The 17470-nt window shown below is 33.8% G+C and carries 14 protein-coding genes and 1 pseudogene; all 15 read right to left on the reverse strand.

Going from position 1 to position 17470, the window contains the following annotated elements; genetic code table 11:
* Window positions 1–59: 59 nt before the first annotated feature.
* Complete coding sequence (locus SanJ4206_RS05975) at window positions 60–1841, reverse strand: VirD4-like conjugal transfer protein, CD1115 family (protein WP_157622064.1); 1782 nt, start codon at window positions 1839–1841, stop codon at window positions 60–62.
* On the reverse strand, window positions 1838–2323 hold the full coding sequence (locus tag SanJ4206_RS05980; protein ID WP_157622065.1) for a PcfB family protein: 486 nt from the start codon (window positions 2321–2323) through the stop codon (window positions 1838–1840). Before SanJ4206_RS05980 ends, SanJ4206_RS05975 begins: the two co-directional genes overlap by 4 nt.
* On the reverse strand, window positions 2323–3360 hold the full coding sequence (locus SanJ4206_RS05985; protein WP_157622066.1) for a DUF6017 domain-containing protein: 1038 nt from the start codon (window positions 3358–3360) through the stop codon (window positions 2323–2325). Before SanJ4206_RS05985 ends, SanJ4206_RS05980 begins: the two co-directional genes overlap by 1 nt.
* Window positions 3361–3433: 73 nt before the next feature.
* Window positions 3434–3715 (reverse strand): CD1845 family protein, encoded by a 282-nt coding sequence (locus SanJ4206_RS05990; RefSeq protein WP_157622067.1) that lies wholly within the window; start codon window positions 3713–3715, stop codon window positions 3434–3436.
* 11 nt (window positions 3716–3726) lie between these two features.
* Window positions 3727–4575, reverse strand: a complete 849-nt coding sequence (locus tag SanJ4206_RS05995; protein ID WP_157622068.1) for a KilA-N domain-containing protein — start codon at window positions 4573–4575, stop codon at window positions 3727–3729.
* 59 nt (window positions 4576–4634) lie between these two features.
* On the reverse strand, window positions 4635–5492 hold the full coding sequence (locus SanJ4206_RS09945; protein ID WP_335743665.1) for a type I restriction-modification system subunit M: 858 nt from the start codon (window positions 5490–5492) through the stop codon (window positions 4635–4637).
* A 9-nt stretch (window positions 5493–5501) separates the two neighbouring features.
* Window positions 5502–6281: pseudogene (locus SanJ4206_RS09950) on the reverse strand (ADP-ribosylglycohydrolase family protein); the annotation flags it as partial.
* A gap of 12 nt (window positions 6282–6293) precedes the next feature.
* Window positions 6294–7907 (reverse strand): restriction endonuclease subunit S, encoded by a 1614-nt coding sequence (locus tag SanJ4206_RS06005; protein ID WP_003029099.1) that lies wholly within the window; start codon window positions 7905–7907, stop codon window positions 6294–6296.
* A gap of 329 nt (window positions 7908–8236) precedes the next feature.
* Entirely contained in the window at window positions 8237–10036 is a 1800-nt protein-coding gene (locus tag SanJ4206_RS06010; protein WP_003029095.1) for a recombinase family protein, read from the reverse strand.
* A gap of 668 nt (window positions 10037–10704) precedes the next feature.
* The gene (locus tag SanJ4206_RS06020; protein ID WP_022525014.1) at window positions 10705–11115 is read right to left on the reverse strand and encodes a sigma-70 RNA polymerase sigma factor region 4 domain-containing protein; all 411 of its coding nucleotides are present in this window, start codon (window positions 11113–11115) and stop codon (window positions 10705–10707) included.
* Window positions 11116–11347: 232 nt separating this feature from the next.
* Window positions 11348–11581, reverse strand: coding sequence for a hypothetical protein (locus SanJ4206_RS06025; protein WP_003029091.1), 234 nt, complete (start codon window positions 11579–11581; stop codon window positions 11348–11350).
* A gap of 13 nt (window positions 11582–11594) precedes the next feature.
* Complete coding sequence (gene feoB / locus SanJ4206_RS06030) at window positions 11595–13616, reverse strand: ferrous iron transport protein B (RefSeq protein ID WP_003029090.1); 2022 nt, start codon at window positions 13614–13616, stop codon at window positions 11595–11597.
* 2 nt (window positions 13617–13618) lie between these two features.
* On the reverse strand, window positions 13619–13843 hold the full coding sequence (locus SanJ4206_RS06035) for a FeoA family protein (protein WP_022525015.1): 225 nt from the start codon (window positions 13841–13843) through the stop codon (window positions 13619–13621).
* Window positions 13830–15578: an ABC transporter ATP-binding protein gene (locus SanJ4206_RS06040; protein ID WP_003029086.1), complete on the reverse strand. Its 1749-nt coding sequence runs from the start codon at window positions 15576–15578 to the stop codon at window positions 13830–13832. The genes SanJ4206_RS06035 and SanJ4206_RS06040 overlap by 14 nt, the downstream gene beginning before the upstream one ends.
* The gene (locus SanJ4206_RS06045) at window positions 15571–17337 is read right to left on the reverse strand and encodes an ABC transporter ATP-binding protein (protein ID WP_003029084.1); all 1767 of its coding nucleotides are present in this window, start codon (window positions 17335–17337) and stop codon (window positions 15571–15573) included. The genes SanJ4206_RS06040 and SanJ4206_RS06045 overlap by 8 nt, the downstream gene beginning before the upstream one ends.
* Window positions 17338–17470: the final 133 nt, after the last annotated feature.

The following is a 17470-nucleotide window of genomic DNA, read 5'->3' on the forward strand; positions in this document are numbered from 1 at the left end:
TCAAATTTATCTTATTATACTACATATACCCATGCCACATAAAGCTATAACAGAAAATATTACAATCTTGTAATTACTGTATTTCTATTAAGCTTAACTTTACCTTTTCTCTTGATATATTCCTCAATATCAAAGGCATTTTTCTTATTAAAATCTTCAAGTAACTTGTAATTCTTATGCTTTGTAATATCAAATTTATCTGATAAAAACGGTCTTACACCACGAAGCTGAAAAATACATTTACTTCCATCCATAACCGTTATCTCATCTTGGCTCATCAATTCTTTCCCTGTCTTTTGGTAATTCAGTCCATAGCTATTGGCATTAGATCTTGTTTCAGAAGTGTTATATAAGTCTATGGTCTCTTTACCCAGTGTTTCAGACAGTTCTTTAAGTGTTGTCTTTTCCTTTCCGCCAAGAAACAAGGTGCTATCACAGTTACCTACAATCGTATCTGCATTATCCTTGTAGATTGCCTTTAGCTGAGATTGTGCTTGCAAGATAATACTCGCTGAAATCTCTCTACTTCGGATTGTTGCAATCAATTTCTCAAATTTTGGAATTAAGCCGATATTTGCAAACTCATCAAGCAAACACCTTACATGGACAGGTAATCTTCCTCCATATTCGTCATCTGCCTTATCACAAAGTAAGTTAAATAGCTGTGAGTACATAATAGACACCACAAAGTTAAAAGTATCATCTGTATCTGAAATAATGACAAACAATGCTGTCTTTCTATCTCCAAGTGTATCAAGTTCAAGTTCATCTTCTTTCATCAAGTCCCTAAGCTCTTGAATATCAAAAGGTGCAAGTCTTGCACCACATGAAATAAGAATAGACTTTGCTGTTTTTCCAGCAGCAAGTTTGTACTTTTTATATTGCTTAACTGCAAAATGTGTAGGCTCTTTCTTTTCCAAAGCTTCAAATAGTCTATCAATAGGATTCATATATGTTTCATCATCTTCTCTGACTTCTGAAGCATCTATCATATCCAGTAGTGTCGCAAAGTTCTTTTCTTCTCTTGGAGCTTCATAGAAGATATATCCAATAAGAGCTGTATAGTAGAGTTTTTCGGCTTTGACCCAAAAATCCTCACCTGCTTTTTCCCCTTCACCCTTAGTGTTTGCAATGATTGTCTGCACTAATTTGAGTATATCTTTTTCACTTCTAAGGTAGGCGAATGGATTGTACTTCATGCTCTTTTTGAAGTTGATGGTATTTAAAATTTTTATCTCATAACCATTATCTTCAAGCATCTTGCCACATTCAACGACTATCGTTCCCTTAGGATCTGTTACGCAATATGAAGAGTGCATTTGCATTAGGTTCGGTTTTACATAAAATCTCGTCTTACCTGAGCCTGAACCGCCAATAACAAGTACATTTTTGTTTCTTGCATACTTTGGATTTGCCGGTCTGCCATTCATTGTTAATCGCTCGGTTTGTGTCAGCAAGATATTGTTTTGAAACTTTTCATCCACATACGGCTCTATATCTTTTCTCGTTCCCCATCGTGCTGATCCATACTCTTTCCCCTGTCTGAACTTTTTTGCATTTTTGCCTTTGGTATAGACAATAAATTTAATTATAGCTGCCACTCCTACGCCCATTAAAATATCAGCCCCATGAATACTCGGAATAAAGCTCATAGTATTAAGCTCCAATATTCCTTGGAAGATTTTGTCTATCACATCGCCACCAGTATAGGCTCTTACATGGTGAGAAAAGATATTGCCAACATAGAAAAATGCAAGATAGGGAATGTTCTGTTTTAGAAACTTTTCCTTATCTTGCACCTTAAATAAGCCTTTGATGTCCTTTAGTATCTTATCTATCATAGGCTCTGCTCCTTTTGCTTATTCTTGACTTTATCTTTAGAAATGGTGTTCTTTGCCATCTCCTTAAATTTCTCTATATTCTTGTGAATTGACTCCTTATTTTTCTCTTTCTTCTCAATATTTGAAAGCACATTTTGAAAAGCTTTATTCATAACTTTTGTATCTTTTGCTTGGAAGAATACTGAATGTGTACCTGTTTCCTTATCTTTCATCACTGAGAATTTAACGCCATATTTATTCAATTCTTTTTTTAATTCTTTTAATTCACCATCTTTAACATTGATTTCTTCAAGCTGCTCTTTCTTAACCATATCTTTAAGTTTGACTTCATTTCCCTCAGCCTTTATAAGTTTATCTAAGCCACCATGTTGTTTTGATCTCTGTTGTAGCTTCTTTACCTGGCTTAAGATTTCTTGATATGTTGCCTTTAAGACATTAATTTCAATATTAACTACTCTATTAGAAATTTCTTCATTTATCATCAGTAACCACCTTCCCTCATATCATAACTAACAAGTGCTGTATAATAGGCATCCATATTTCTTGGTGCATTATATGCTGCCGTTAAAATAAATGCTCTTATATTTCTTATTTTTGATTCATTCTCTGATAAAGCATTTACAAGATACTCCATATGCGAAGAATCTATTTCTCTAAATCTCTCTTGAACAACATATGCTGGTAATTTCGTTTGATTTATTGTTACTGTATCTTCTGCATTTAATACCATAACATCAGCTAAAACTTTAATTATTTCATCAAAGGTTTTAGCAATAATCTTATTACCTAGCCTCATGTGTTCGTTATATCCTGTACTTTCTCTTAATTCTTCTAAACAAGATTTATATGATTTTATTTTTTTACATCCTTCCTCCATTCCGTCCCTTGAATAAAACAGATCTCTTTCACAGATGGGTAGGTGGGAGGAATTCTCTGTAGAAATATATGAAGTAATCTTTGATGTATTATTTGTAGTAATCTCTGGTAATGGTTCATGCAAGTTGCCATAATGCACTGGTAGATTTTCATCAAATGCATCGGTGCTAAATGCCTCATTGCATTGGTTGATTTTGCCATCTTCCATTGGTGCATTTTGCCCTAATGCATTAGGCATTGCACTTTTACTTACTTGTTCTAATATTTCTCTTTCTTTCTCTTGTTTTCTTTGATTTAGTTCAAGATAAAGTTCTTCTAATTTCTTGTCATTTATTGTGTACCACTTCGTTTTATCTCTAGGATCTTTATTATAGTTTCCAACTAAAAGATAGCCCGCTTTTTCAAGCTTAGAAAAAGTTCTCTTTACTGTATCAACACTTAAATAATCAAAATCTTTTTCTTGCCATGCTCGTATTGAGTTATATGTCCAATACTTGCCATCATGATAATTGTTACCAGACTTCTTATTTATCTCAATCCAGTAATTTATTTGTTGAAGCACAAGAGCTTCATTTAAGCCTAATTCTCTGGCTAATGCTTTATTTGCCAGTATAGGTTGTTCATCAAATAAATACATACTCATTTCATCGCCTCCTTTCTCTTAAATTTAGGAATAGAAAAAGACGATAGATTTATATTCCATCGTCTTAGATCTCTTATATTTCCTTTAATGTATCTTTCGCTACTTCAAGGTATGCTGTAATACACAGTGCAATTTTAGGTAGTCCATAAGGACTTATTAAGAATGCTAGAAGTAATGCTACTATTCCAGTTACCATATCTTTCTGTATGAAGCAAGCTACTGCTCCAATAAATACTAGGAAAGATATTATACCTAAAATCATTCCACTAACTTTTATAATAAATTTTAGAAAAGCAATTAGTATCGACAAGATCAATATTATTGGAAATAAGATAATTTTCAATGCCCATCTCATAACAGACCTCTCTATTTCTTTGATTTATCCTCTAAACTCTTAATACCTGTATTGTTCAACTTTTCAATTGACATCAGCTGAGTTCTGGCAAGCTTTCTAAGTTCTATCATTCTTTCTTTTTGATCCATACCTTTACCAATAAGAATTGCATTATAGCTTTCCATATTTGCAAGAACAAGTAATTCATTCAGACTTGCATAGTCTCTCATATTACCCTTTAACTCAGGATTTTCTTCACGCCACTGTTTAGCTCTCTTGTTAAACAAGGCTACATTGAGCATATCTGCTTCACTTGCATACTTGTAAGACAACTGTTCGTTGGTAAGATCTTTTAAGAGATATTCTTTGATTGCGTCTGTATGAATTTTGTAGTTAATCTTGGAAATTTCTCGATTAAGATTCCAACCTAATGATAACTTAGAGTTTTCATCTGACTTAAGTCTTTTGTAATCCTGAATTACATACATCTTAAATTCAGCAGAAATCCATGAAGCAAATTCAAAAGCAATATCTGTATGTGCAAATGCACCACCATATCTTCCGCCTTTTGAGATAATTCCGATTGCGTCTGTTTTTTCTACCCATTTCTTAGGGGACAGTGTAAAGGAATTATATCCAGCTTCCGATTTAATTCGGTCGAATTCGACCGAATTGAAATTCATGTTGTTTAAGCTTTCCCATAAACCAAGAAATTCAATTGTATCTTTTCTTCTCATCCAATTTTTAATTACATCACTTGGTTCATCGCTTTTATATCTAGCAATATCCGTTAGACTTATATAGTCGTTTTGAAAGTCTTCAGTATAAATTTGAATAGCAAAACCTTTTGCTTCAATCGTGTCTTTTTTTGCCTTAGACATGTGAGTTCCTCCTTTATGCTGATGTACTGTTTACAACATTTATTTTCGTAATAACTGCTCTAAACAGCACACCAACGATTCATTTTTTTGATTTTAAACTTTGGTAGAAGCTCTAAAACCCTTGTATTTACTTGACTATTTGCCTGTGTCATTATTATGACACGAAACCCACAAGCCGGATCGTATACAGTGTCTCCTGGCTTAGGATCCATCAGCATAACCATCAATTTTACAATCGTTCTTGGTGTGTAATATTCACCAGCATTTTTCTTAGATAGGTCAGCAAACTTCTTGATGAGGTATTCATATGCATCACCCATTACATCTGCGCTATAGTTTTTATTTCCGACCTTCAGACTAGACATGTGTTCGATCAAATCTTTTAATCTTTCATCTGTAAGCTTTGTTTTGTCGGTCCAAGTAACATCATCAAAACTTGAGAACACTCCGCTAAGAGTTCCTGGATTAGCTCGTTCAATACCATTCATAGCTTTGACGATAATCTTACCCACATCCTGACTTGCATTTCTTAAATCTTTCCAGTGACAACCTTCTGGAATTACAAAGCTGTGATTTTCATCAAATGCAGCAAATTCCTCGTCGCCACCTGAAAGTTCTAATGCTTCCTGAGTTTCTTCATCATAAACATCGCTTATTCTTTTAAAGAACAAGATCGGTGTTACATAGTCCTTAAACTCATCTTGGTTAATTGGACCTCTCAAAATATTACAAGCTTCATACAGATGAGCAAATAGCTTCTGACTTGTTGTCTCTTCGTTTTCAGGGATAGAATCTTTCAATTCTTGATCCGCTGTCTCTGTCGCTGATTGAATCATAGATTCTCGACCTCCAGTCTTAACTTTTTTATCTTCAGAACGTTTTATTCTAACGCTCATATCATCGTGCATTTTCTCCATCACCGGAGGATATTTGTTTTCAAATAGTATCAATAGCTGCATAAGCTTCTGATCTAAGAATGTCAATGCATGCTTTCTTATATCTGTCGGAATGCCATAATATGCTTCTGCAACTCCACCACAGATGGCTGCAACCGTATCACTGTCTCCACCAATAGATATTGCATTTCTAATTGCATCTTCAAATCCAGTAGACTCGAAGAAGGCCTGTAAAGCTAGTGGTACTGTTTCCTGACAGGTTTCATTAAACTGATATGTATCGCGAATTTCATCCAAAGTGAAGTTCATTGGATAATAATTCTTATCAATGTAATCTCTTATTTCAAAGATATTGCTTCCCGTCTTGGCCATAAAAATCGCAACAGCGGTCGCTTCAGCACCTTTAATTCCTTCTGGATGATTATGACTAACTTCTGTCACTAATCTTGACAGTTTCTTAGCTTCCTCAATACTATTAGCAGCAAAACCAGCTGCACTTACTCGCATTGCAGCTCCATTTCCATAGCTGTTATATGGCTTAGGATCATCAGAAAAAATCCATCCATAAAAGCTTCCACCATATCCGCAGTCGGGATAATTTCTACCAATGTTCTGCATACATTCAACCGCATTTTTCGATAAATCACTATGGTCTTTTTTACTTACCAATATCGCCTGCGCAATTGCTAGACTCATGATACTGTCATCGGTAAGAAAACACTTATAAGTTAAAAACTCAAAATCTTTACTTCTGTGATTATTCCATTCAAAACGAGACCCGACGATATCTCCGATAATCGCTCCTAACATCTAACGACCTCCTTAAATTCTTGCTTGAAGTCTTGATAACGTTGAACTCCATCTATTTTCTGCCTCTTGGATGGCTTTCTTATATGCTTCAAGTTCTTTTGTATATTCCTCGGCTATTGATTTTTGTTCTTCAATAGAAGGAAGTGGAATTTCTATATTATTTAATTCCTTATAGCTGATATTCATTACTGCAGTACCCTGCTGTCTAGTAACTAACATCTTTCTTCCTAGCGGACTATCAAAGAATAGCTTTAAATAAATTGTGGATAAGCTTTCGTCTGTAGCTCTAATAACTATTACATTCGATGAAGCAATACATGGATATGTCTGCTCCTCAAATATAGCTATTCTTATAGCTGTTCCTCTTGCAGGTATTAAAAGGTCACCTGTCTGGAGAATATAGTTTGTAATCTTTCGATCCTCTTCATCTAAATGATCCAAAGAGGAATAATCAATTTCATACTCACCAATATTAGAAATATTAACAACACCAATACTTCCGTTAGGATCTTTTCGATTGATTGCTTTTCCTCTAAAAATAGAAGCAACCGTTCCAAGCTCCTGTTTTTTCACATTTGACTCCTGGAATTTTATCCAATCTTCGTCTTGAGCTTCAAATATTCTATCAACGTTCCAATCTCCCATATCTGTCAGCTCATCTTCGAGTACAAAAGTGTCATCTTGAACTACAAGTTTTTTATTACCTGTTTTACGTGCATTTTCATCCTCAAAAACAAATCTCTTGATGGTAACTTCATCTGTTCTTCCAGTTGTAATAATAAGAAGGAATGTCTTTACTCCTGTATTATCGAAAATCCCTGATGGCAAATCAGATATCTCTTTTAGGCAATACATTGATTGCAAGAACTCTCTTAACTCTTTTACTGTTCCTCCAGCAAATGTAATTTTAGCCGGTAACACAATTGACAAGATACCCTCGCTTTTTAAATGAAGAGCTAAGTTCTCGGCAGCAATCATGTCATACTCTCTGCAAATAAACTCAGAACTTTCATCAGCTTTATCTCTGACACCAAACACCGGAACAGATAAAATCAAATCAAATTTTTCAGATGTAAATTCATACTGATATATATTTATCTGCTTGATATCAACCATGTCATTGTCGTCAAACATCTCATTTAAGACTTTGTAATAAAACGCATCCATTGTTGTCAAAGTAAAATGAGAATCATAATGTGTTTCAACAAGCCTTTCTAAAAATGGTGAAAACTTCTCCGCTTCTGCAATGAGAACTTCTTGAAAACCATCGATGAAATTCTTTTCCATTTCATCAACAACTGACTCAGGAACTCTAAACTTTGATCTGTCATCCCCATATTCTAAAATGTCAGTCCAACTAAGTTCATCGAATCCCTGTAAAGTTCTATAGATATCAACAAATCTTTCTTTCTCTGGAAATGGATTAGGAATCTCAAAATCAGTAGCAACACTTTCCATTAATTGATACAATTCGTCATAATCCATTTCGTTTTGAGCACAGTCCTGAAGGACCATTACTTTTTTCAATACAGCTAAAACACTTTGATATTCATTCGGCGTATTATTCCCTCTTATAGCATTAAAGAAGGAATACACTCTATCGATTCTTTTATCATTCTTTTTCATGAGCAGCTCCTCCTGCTGTTAGATATTCTAAACCTTCTAACGATACTATATCACCATGCAAGTTTGTTGTCAATGTATTTTGGTATTTGTATACCAAAGTTTTCAAATCATTGATTTTTATCTTTATCACCTTATATACAATCGTTATAGGGTGAACCCCAGGGTTCATTTTTTTCTTGTTATCTATCTCCTAATGTCAACCTTGTCTTATGGACCAGTTCCCACACAGCCATTTCCGAGCATAAAAAGAAAGGCTTTCCAGCAGCCAATCGTACTCTTTAACGATAGTTCTCTGAAAAGCCTTTTATTTACTACATTATTTTTACTTCTTAGGGTTCACCTTTGACATCAAGACTACCGTCTCCACGTGTGTTGTCCATAGGATAGGAACACAAATTACTAACCTCGTCGCTTGATTGAGGATACAATTTATTGTCAGTTTCCTCATTAACTTCCTTAGCATTTTTTCTTCTGCTCTTAAATAATCTTCCGTCCTGAGAATCCTTTTTCCCGGTCTTATATATGATAGTAATCATTGCAGGATCAATTTCTCCTTCATCATTAGTTCCCCCAATGATGATTTTATCTACTATACTTTCAAATACAGCTCTATCAAATTCCTCAAGGTATTTATTGGACTCAAGTAATTTTTTAAATCCCTCAAGCCTTTTCTTCAATGCTTTTTCATCGGTAAGTGTTACCTCTAAAGTCCTCTTTTCTGCAAGTAGTTTCTCTTTACTAATAGCTATTTCATTATACTTGTCCTGATATATATCCATGCTGATTGAATCATTCAGCCTTAACTCAACAAGATCCTTTTCTTTCTTTAGTATCTTATCAAGTTGATTTGTTATCTTCTTCAGGTCTTTAGCTAAACTGTTGTCTTTCAATTCCTCTTCCACAGTTTTAAGGAATTCATTGGTAATTTCCACATTATTGTGGCATACCTGACGATAGCTTTCCATGAATGCTTTTTTTATGGCTTCTTCTTCAATCCCTTTACTATGCGGACAATACTTCTTTCCGTTTTTAGTGGCATTGACACACTGCCATATAACTTTTGTATATTCTGAACTCGAATGCCAATTTCTTCTTGAAAGATTATGACCGCAAAATCCACATTCAAGCATACTGCTAAAAGCATATTTTCTTGAATACTTTTCTCTTTTACCACCATTGTTGGCAACAGTATTTCTGTTTTTTGACCTTCTTAATCTAATACCTTGAGCTTTTTCAAAATCTTCTTCCGAAATGATTGGCTCGTGATGGTTTTCTATATAAAACTTATCCTGTTCTCCATAATTGTCCAATCTTCTCTTTGAAATAGGATCAACCGTATAGGTCTTTCCCATCATAAGATCCCCTTTATATTTTTCGTTTTTTATAATTCCTAAAACAGTTGTTTCAGTCCATCTTTTATTTCCTCTTGGCGATAAATATCCTTGTTCTTCCAGTTCTCTGGAGATTACCATACCACCAACACCTTCAATGTATCTTCTGAAAATATATCTTACAATCTCAGCTTCTTTTTCATTGATAGAAATGCTTTTAGTTTCTGGATCATAGTCATAGCCTAAACATCCTTGAAAGCCGACCATTTCTCCTCTTTCCATCTTCATTCTCAAACCTTTTTTGACATTGGCTGAAATGTTCTCTACTTCCTGTTGAGCAACTGAACTTAAAATTGTTAGAAGCAACTCCCCATCCATTGTTAAGGTGTTTATATTTTCCTCTTCAAAAAAGACTGCAACATTAAACTCTTTCAGCTTTCTTACATACTTTAAGGTGTCTAATGTATTTCTTGCAAATCTTGATATAGACTTTGTAATTATCATATCTATATCGCCATTCATACAGTCATTTATCAACCTTTGAAAATCAATTCTTCGATCAACCTGTGTTCCTGTTATCGCTTCGTCAGCATATATTCCGGCAAGAGTCCACTCGTTATTCTTCTGTATAAATTCTGTGTAATGTTCTACCTGAGAATTGTAGCTGTTAATCTGATCTTCGGTATCCGTACTAACTCTGCAATAAGCTGCCACTCTCTTTATTGAGCGTTCAACACAGCCTGATGCAGTTCTTTTCAGTGTGGTATCACCTTTAATAACTTTTACATCTTTCTTCACTGCATCCGCCTCCTTTTTGTATCTTTCTATGCAGTTCTATTATACCACACTCGCAAAACATTATAAATACAATTCTGTTGAAATGTTGTACTTTTTCATCAATTTTAATTTTATCTTCCTGTATTCAATGTCATTTAGTAAATGTTTGGAAAGCAAGATAGATAGCATAGATAATTGGAGGCTATATTTTAGTAATTCGTTATTCATTCTAAACCCTCCTCGTTAAAATTCATTTTTAAGTTTTATGACATTGGTAGGTGCATTGGCTGCTACATAGGAATCTCACCTCCGCCCCTTCTTCCAGACGAGGCAGCTTAAACTATTGAAGTATCATTATCACTACTTGTATCATCGAACAGATTGCCACCTCTGTTTTTTATGTATTCTTATTTATCGCTCACTTTCTTGTATCCTTGGCTAACCCAGTATTCATAAAACCAAAATTGCTTTCAGCAGAAAGGTCATGGCGTAAGTCATAATTCTCCACAAGTAGATAAAGTCCTACCTTGGTCTATTCAGTTGTCAAAGAGCAATATTTGAAAGGGATAATTTTCTTTACATTTTCCTATTTGCCATAAGCAGGCTATCTCTTATTCAAGAAAGTAAAGGAAGTCAAACTCCCCTTCACTTTACATAAGGAAAATTTGACCCCTTTGGTTACCGAAGTTCTAAAGTTCTTCGATGAATTTTTTTAGCTTTTCAAGAATTTTGTTTCTTCTTTTGATTAAAGCCGGATGAGTAATACTTTTGAGCTTTGCCACTGAACGAACCGTTTCATCATTGAAATATAAGCGTTCAACAATATCTCTTTCTTCTGCATTGAGCCTTGATATAGCATTTCTGAGTGCTTCAATCATCATTTGTGTTTCAACAATCTTTTCTACATCAACACTTTCATCAATAATGCTATCAACAAAATGTCCGTCATGATCCAATGATGAAAAAAAGAACAAGTGGTTTTTCTTGTCCACCTGCTCTAAATACTTCTCGTGTTCTCTTTCCCGCCAGTAGACTTTGTATATCTGCTCACTGACTTTGACCTTTTGTCCGTTGACATAAAGGTAATATTCTTTTGGCATATATGTTTCCTCCATTTCTTTTTTGTCTGCGTTTTAAGACAAAAAAGGAGGACTCCTGCACATAGGCATAAGAAGTCCTCGAAAACGGAAGAAGTTTAACTTCCTGTTAAATATTTTTAATTGTATTGGAGAGTATATAGAACAACATATTGCTACAAATTCAACGAGAAAAAGGGATATTCATTTTCACAAATGAGCATATATATGATTTCATATTTCCCCTCCATTCAATTCATTCCTTCACAATCCAAATATCATCGTGATTAACAACACAATGTGAACACCCTAAACAATTACCTGTGCATTTTTCTGTTTCAGATTTTTTAACTTTTATCAAATATCCATTATTTTCGAGATATTCGATTTTCATTTTTATGCCATCCAAATCTTCTCCTGTAAGTTCAGCAAGTTCCTGTAAGGTATAGGTTCTTTTATTTTTTAATAACTCTAATAGTTGTATAAGCATAAATTATCACTCCCTAATAAATAAGCATTCCTATATGATACGCAACAGAAGATATAATTAGTGCAGATACTATATAGTACAAAGCAATTTTTATTGTCCATTTTTTTGAATGAGTTTCTTGTGCAGTAGCCGCAAGTGCCATCAAACAAGGCATGTTGAAGAAAAATGCAAATGAAAATGCTAATGCTTCCGGTTTTGAAATTACTGATAACATGTTATTACTTAAGATTGCAGTATCTATTGTCCCTTTTACTTCAACTGCATGCCATATACCTGAAGAAGTGAATAAGGATGCCATTACTCCCAATGCAGATTCTTTTCCCATTGCGGAAGCAACGAATGCCATAAATAATTGCCATGGCAAACCAAATAACTTTGTTACAGGTTCTATGAATGTTCCTATTTTGTATATGATACTGTTAGCTATATTCCCATCAGGAGTATAAGCAAGGATCCAAAATACGATAGAGATAATTATGATGATACTCAAGGCTCTTTTTAGGACATTTCCCATCTTGTTAAATACAGAAGAAAATAAATTTTTCCAATGTGGTTTATGATACGGCGGCAATTCCATAATCATTCCAAAATTTTCATTCCCTTCATAGAGTGATTTTCTGAAAATCCTATATGTGATTAACAAGTGTAAAAACGCTACTGCAAATAAGCTCAAAATCACGAATATAGCTTGCTTCCCAAAAAATGTTCCCGTAACAAGACCTATAACTCCCCATGTCGAACCACAAGGAATTACCCACGACAATGCAATGGTCATAACTCTCTGTCCCCATGAATCAATAATCCTTGTTCCTGTAATTCCACCAATATTGCATCCAAAACTCAACAAGAATGGCATTATTGCTTTACCCTGCAACCCAAGTTTCGACATTGTATTATCAAAAACATAGGAAACTCTCGCCATATATCCTACATCTTCTAAAAAACCAAACACTAAGCTAATTCCTAATACATAACTTGCCATCTGCAATGCGAAAGTAATCGCAGTCATTACCGCTCCACATAATAGAGATATTAACCAATTTGATACACCTACAGCCAAAAGACCTTTTGCTAATAATGCAGATATTTTAGGTATCACAAATCCAAATAAGCCCATTAGAGGCCCCCCAATAAGCATGGAGCCAATCAATCCCAAAATAATAATTCCAATAGCCATCGGTTTTCCCCAAACCTTGCTTGTAGCTACGCAATCAAATTTGCTTCTCTTAAACAATCTTTTTTCCTGAATAACATTGGCACTAATAAGTTTATCTATCCATTCAAATTTGCAATTACCCGTCAATAGATTTCCATTATTTAAATCTTTTAATATCGTATCTATTTTTTGAAATTTTGCTGCCTTCACATTACCTTTTACTAATTCAATAACTTTTGTATCCTTCTCAACTAATTTTTGAGCAATCCACGATTTTGAGAACACCCCTATTCCATCATTGGAAATGTATTCTTTTAGTGCTTGGTATTTTTCTCCAATAGCACTCTCATACTTTTTATCCAAACTCTCATCATTCAAAATCTTAACTCGGTCTGTATGTTCCAAAAAGTCGTATAAATTGCTATATTCTTTTTTATCTGCTGCAACAATAGAAACTACTGGTATGCCTAATGATTTTTGAAATCCTTTCACATCAATAGTTTTTCCTTGACTTTTAGCAACATCCATCATGTTCATAATCAATACGACCGGAATATTTATTCCGATGTAATCAGATAGCATAAAAAGGCTACGATTTAACTGCGAGGCATCAACTATGACAGCAATTAAATCTGCTTCCCCACTTGCTATATATTCTCTCGTTATTACTTCTTCCTCAGAATTTGCTGACAATCCATATGCACCGGGAAGGTCTACAATTTTGTAATCAATCCCTTTATATGAAAATTCACCTTCTTTTTTCTCAACGGTCTTTCCCGGCCAATTACCAACATGTTGATTTGCACCTGTTAATCCGTTGAACAAAGTTGATTTGCCTGAATTAGGCTGCCCAAGCAGAGCAATTGTTACTTTTTTCATGTCTAAAGTACCTCCATCATTATCTTATCTGCCTCTGACTTATTGACAGCAATCAGTGTATCTCTACAATAAATGAGAATAGGCTGCTTTTTATGATTTTGAATTACTTCAATATCACTTCCCACTGTTACTCCAATGGATATAATCCTACTTTGAAAATGAGCATCCCCTTTAATTTCAATAACTTTTCCTTTAACATTTTCTTTCAAACCACTAAGCTTCTCCATAACCATTCTCCTTTACCATCCACTTTTTTGCTCTTTCCTGAGTATTAACCATTTCGTAATAATGACCTTTTTTCGCATAAAGTTCATTATGGTTACCTTTCTCTTCAATCTTTCCATCATTTATAAGAATGATTTGGCTGGCATTTTTAATGGTATTTAGCCTATGAGCAATAACAAAAACTGTCTTTTCTTTCATTAGATTTTCTAAAGCATTATTTATTTTTGCTTCGTTATCAGGATCAAGAGAAGCAGTAGATTCATCTAACAAAAGAATTGGTGCATCTTTTAAAATAGCCCTTGCAATAGCAATTCTTTGTCGTTCACCGCCCGACAATGTACTTCCGCCATCTTTGATTTCTGTTTCATATCCATCTTTCATCTTCAAAATAAATTCGTGGCAACGAGCTAATTTTGCTGCTTTATAAACTTCTTCTTTTGTTGCATTAGGGTTTCCAACCTTAATATTGTTATAGACACTATCAGTAAGCAGTACATTATCTTGAAAAACTTGACTAACATATTTAAGAAGAAGATCAGGTTTTATAGATTTTATGTTTTTACCGCCTATTAAGATTTCTCCACTATTAACATCCCAAAATCTCGCAATAAGATTGACAATTGTAGTTTTTCCTCCACCGGAAGGACCAATTAACGCCGTTGAAGTTCCTTCTTTTGCTTCAAAAGAAATATTATTCAAAATCGTTTTATTTCCGTCATAAGAGAAATTTACATTCTTAAATTGAACATCAAATTTTTTTAATTCAACTTCATTTTCATCATAAGGCAATGGTTTTGTATCATAAGCTTTTTCAAGATTGTTCGCAGCCAATTTCAAATCCTTTAACAATCCATACGAATGTTCAAACGCAATTAAAAGTGCAGATAATGCTAAACTCATCAGCATAAATGCAACAAATTGTTTAGATTCTACTTGACCACCTATGAGTAAATATCCTCCAATCATTAGAACAATAGGGAGCAAAAAATTTACTATAATAAAATACATGCTTGTAGGCAAAGCCATTTTCTTTTCTGCCTTTACACTTGTCTGTCTAACATTTTCGAGAGTATCCATCATTCTTTCAAAATGGCTACTTGTCATATTAGCTGACTTAAATGCCTTCATTCCTTGGATGTACTCTAAAATAATAGAAATCATCTTGGAATTTAAGGCTCTTTTTCTTGCTCCATATTTTTCTATCAGCTTATTGCCCCACACCAACATAGGATATGCAATCAGTAATACCGCACACTCTAATAACGCAAGTTTGGGATTGATAAAAAATGTGCCTAATAAAATCATTAACGCCGTAACTGCCGTTTTAATAACCGATGGCAAAGTGTGCGTTATAATCAACTCAAAACTACTTAAATCTTTTGTAAGTGTAGATAATAAATAACCACTACTATTTTTTTGAAAATGACCAAGGCTTAAACTTCTATAATGATTTGCTAAGTCCAAACGCATATCCCCACACATTTCAGCTCCTCTTGAAAAGCTCAAATAGTATGCGTGTCTATAAATAAGTATTCTTACAATCATGCTTATAAAACATATTGCAGTGTATTCTATGATTAAACTTTTAGTTAATGTATTTTGCAGTATATTTACAACAGTAAAATAAAGCATTAGATACAAAACAATACTTCCTATCGAATCAATGACCATAAGAAAAATCGGTAAATATAACTTTTTCTTTTTATCCTTTAGAAGTGTACGAATGATTTTAAGCATCTGCACCAGCCTCCTTTCCAAAATAATCCTTTGTATATGTGTTCCACATACTTTCATAAACACCCTTTCTTTCTAAAAGAGTTTTATGAGTTCCTATCTCTGCGATTTTCCCATCATTAAATACCACAATTTGATCTGCATTTTTAATGGTATGCAAACGATGTGCAATCATAATAATCGTTTTATTTTTCAATAAATTCTGTAGTGCCAACTGGATATGATACTCGTTTTCTATGTCTGAATATGAAGTAGCTTCATCGAAAATAATAATTGGCGAATCTTTAAGTATCGCTCTGGCAATTGATATTCTTTGTTGCTGACCGCCTGACAATTTCACACCTTGATCTCCGATTCTTGTCTGATAGCCATTTGGTAAACTCATAATAAATTCATGAATTTGCGCTGCTTTTGCGGCTTCAATAATCTTATTTTCATCTGCATTTGCACCCATACGAATATTTTCATAAAGAGTATCTTCTAAAAGAAATACATCTTGAAAAACAAAAGATGTAATATCCATCAAATTTTCTATTTTCAATTCATTGATAGGCGTATCATTGATTTTAATCACACCACTTGTTACATCCCAATACCTGCCAATCAACTGTGCTGCTGTTGTTTTACCCGCTCCAGAAGAACCGACAAAAGCATTTATAGTATTCGGCTTTAATGACAAGTTAATATGTGCTAATGCCCTATTTTTTGTTTCTTCATCACCATAACTGAAAGTAACATCTTCAAAATCTATCTCAAGAGGAACATTTCTATTTATTACTTTTGTTCCATCTTTCAATTCATCCATATCCATTATTTTTTTTATGTTATCCAACCCACTTCCAAGCTCCATAGACTGCATAAAAATTGTTACCATATTTAAGAATGAAACATAAAAACACATCGTAAGCATTACAAATGACAGATATGAAGTTGCTGATAACGAATTTTTTAAGAAGAAATATCCTCCAAATGGCAGTGTAAATAAAATTGCTGAATCTAACACTACTAAAGTTATAGATAGAGGATAACAAGAACTCATGCACATCTTTTTCCAACAAGAAATATAAGCATTCAACGAATTTTTATATTGCTCAAATTTTTCTGCGGTTAAATGATACATTTTAATCACTGGCATCGCTTTTATAAATTCATTTGCTGAGGCATTTAAGTCGGCAATATCTTTTGATAGTTCCATTGACATATCAGGATAATTTTTCATCAACATCATCGGAATCCCCAATCCCAAAACCATAGGGATTAACATAACAAGTGCCATCATCCAATTTAATTTCAACATAAAAATAAACATGATAACCGGAACTACTGCAACCTGTGCTAACTCTAAAGTGCTATGAGCTAAAAAGTTTTCAACCCTATCTACATCATCAAATAATAATGTTTTGATTTCTCCGGGAGCATGTTCTTGGAAAAAGCCCAAATTAAATTTTGAAATATGATTTACGACTTTTAACTTAATCTTGTGTATCGTATTAAATGCTGCGGTATGGGATAAAATGCCCGCAGAAGACATTAGTATCGCTTGCAAAATTGCACTCACTATTCCTATACCTGCCCAAATTAAAATTTCTTTATACGAAATGTTGTTCTGAAATATCATTAGCAATATTTTATACACAATAAAATATGGTACTAATGATAAAGCTGCTGAAATAACAGATAAAAACATGCCTAAATGTAGTTTTCGTCTCTCATCTTTCGTTAATTGGAATACATATGATATTCCTGTTTTCTTTTTTTCCATCAGCTATTGCATCTCCTTTCTTTATCGTTAGCCTAATCTAACTAACCGATTTTATTATAAAGCTATTTTTTTATAATTTAAAATTTAGGTTTGAATTTTGATATCATCATTTTTCCCTTTATTTTCAATATGT

Origin of the sequence: Streptococcus anginosus (genome assembly GCF_001697145.1) — a bacterium.
Classification (GTDB): Bacteria; Bacillota; Bacilli; order Lactobacillales; family Streptococcaceae; genus Streptococcus; species Streptococcus hominis.

What these genes read in the sequence shown, in the direction of transcription:
- SanJ4206_RS06035 (WP_022525015.1), bottom strand. Translation starts at nt 13,843, where the DNA reads ATGGAGAAGCTTAGTGGTTTGAAAGAAAATGTTAAAGGAAAAGTTATT.
- feoB (WP_003029090.1), bottom strand. Translation starts at nt 13,616, where the DNA reads ATGAAAAAAGTAACAATTGCTCTGCTTGGGCAGCCTAATTCAGGCAAA.
- SanJ4206_RS06005 (WP_003029099.1), bottom strand. Translation starts at nt 7,907, where the DNA reads ATGAAAAAGAATGATAAAAGAATCGATAGAGTGTATTCCTTCTTTAAT.
- SanJ4206_RS06045 (WP_003029084.1), bottom strand. Translation starts at nt 17,337, where the DNA reads ATGGAAAAAAAGAAAACAGGAATATCATATGTATTCCAATTAACGAAA.
- SanJ4206_RS06025 (WP_003029091.1), bottom strand. Translation starts at nt 11,581, where the DNA reads ATGCTTATACAACTATTAGAGTTATTAAAAAATAAAAGAACCTATACC.
- SanJ4206_RS05975 (WP_157622064.1), bottom strand. Translation starts at nt 1,841, where the DNA reads ATGATAGATAAGATACTAAAGGACATCAAAGGCTTATTTAAGGTGCAA.
- SanJ4206_RS06020 (WP_022525014.1), bottom strand. Translation starts at nt 11,115, where the DNA reads ATGCCAAAAGAATATTACCTTTATGTCAACGGACAAAAGGTCAAAGTC.
- SanJ4206_RS09945 (WP_335743665.1), bottom strand. Translation starts at nt 5,492, where the DNA reads ATGGAGAAAATGCACGATGATATGAGCGTTAGAATAAAACGTTCTGAA.
- SanJ4206_RS05995 (WP_157622068.1), bottom strand. Translation starts at nt 4,575, where the DNA reads ATGTCTAAGGCAAAAAAAGACACGATTGAAGCAAAAGGTTTTGCTATT.
- SanJ4206_RS05990 (WP_157622067.1), bottom strand. Translation starts at nt 3,715, where the DNA reads ATGAGATGGGCATTGAAAATTATCTTATTTCCAATAATATTGATCTTG.
- SanJ4206_RS05985 (WP_157622066.1), bottom strand. Translation starts at nt 3,360, where the DNA reads ATGAGTATGTATTTATTTGATGAACAACCTATACTGGCAAATAAAGCA.
- SanJ4206_RS05980 (WP_157622065.1), bottom strand. Translation starts at nt 2,323, where the DNA reads ATGATAAATGAAGAAATTTCTAATAGAGTAGTTAATATTGAAATTAAT.
- SanJ4206_RS06040 (WP_003029086.1), bottom strand. Translation starts at nt 15,578, where the DNA reads ATGCTTAAAATCATTCGTACACTTCTAAAGGATAAAAAGAAAAAGTTA.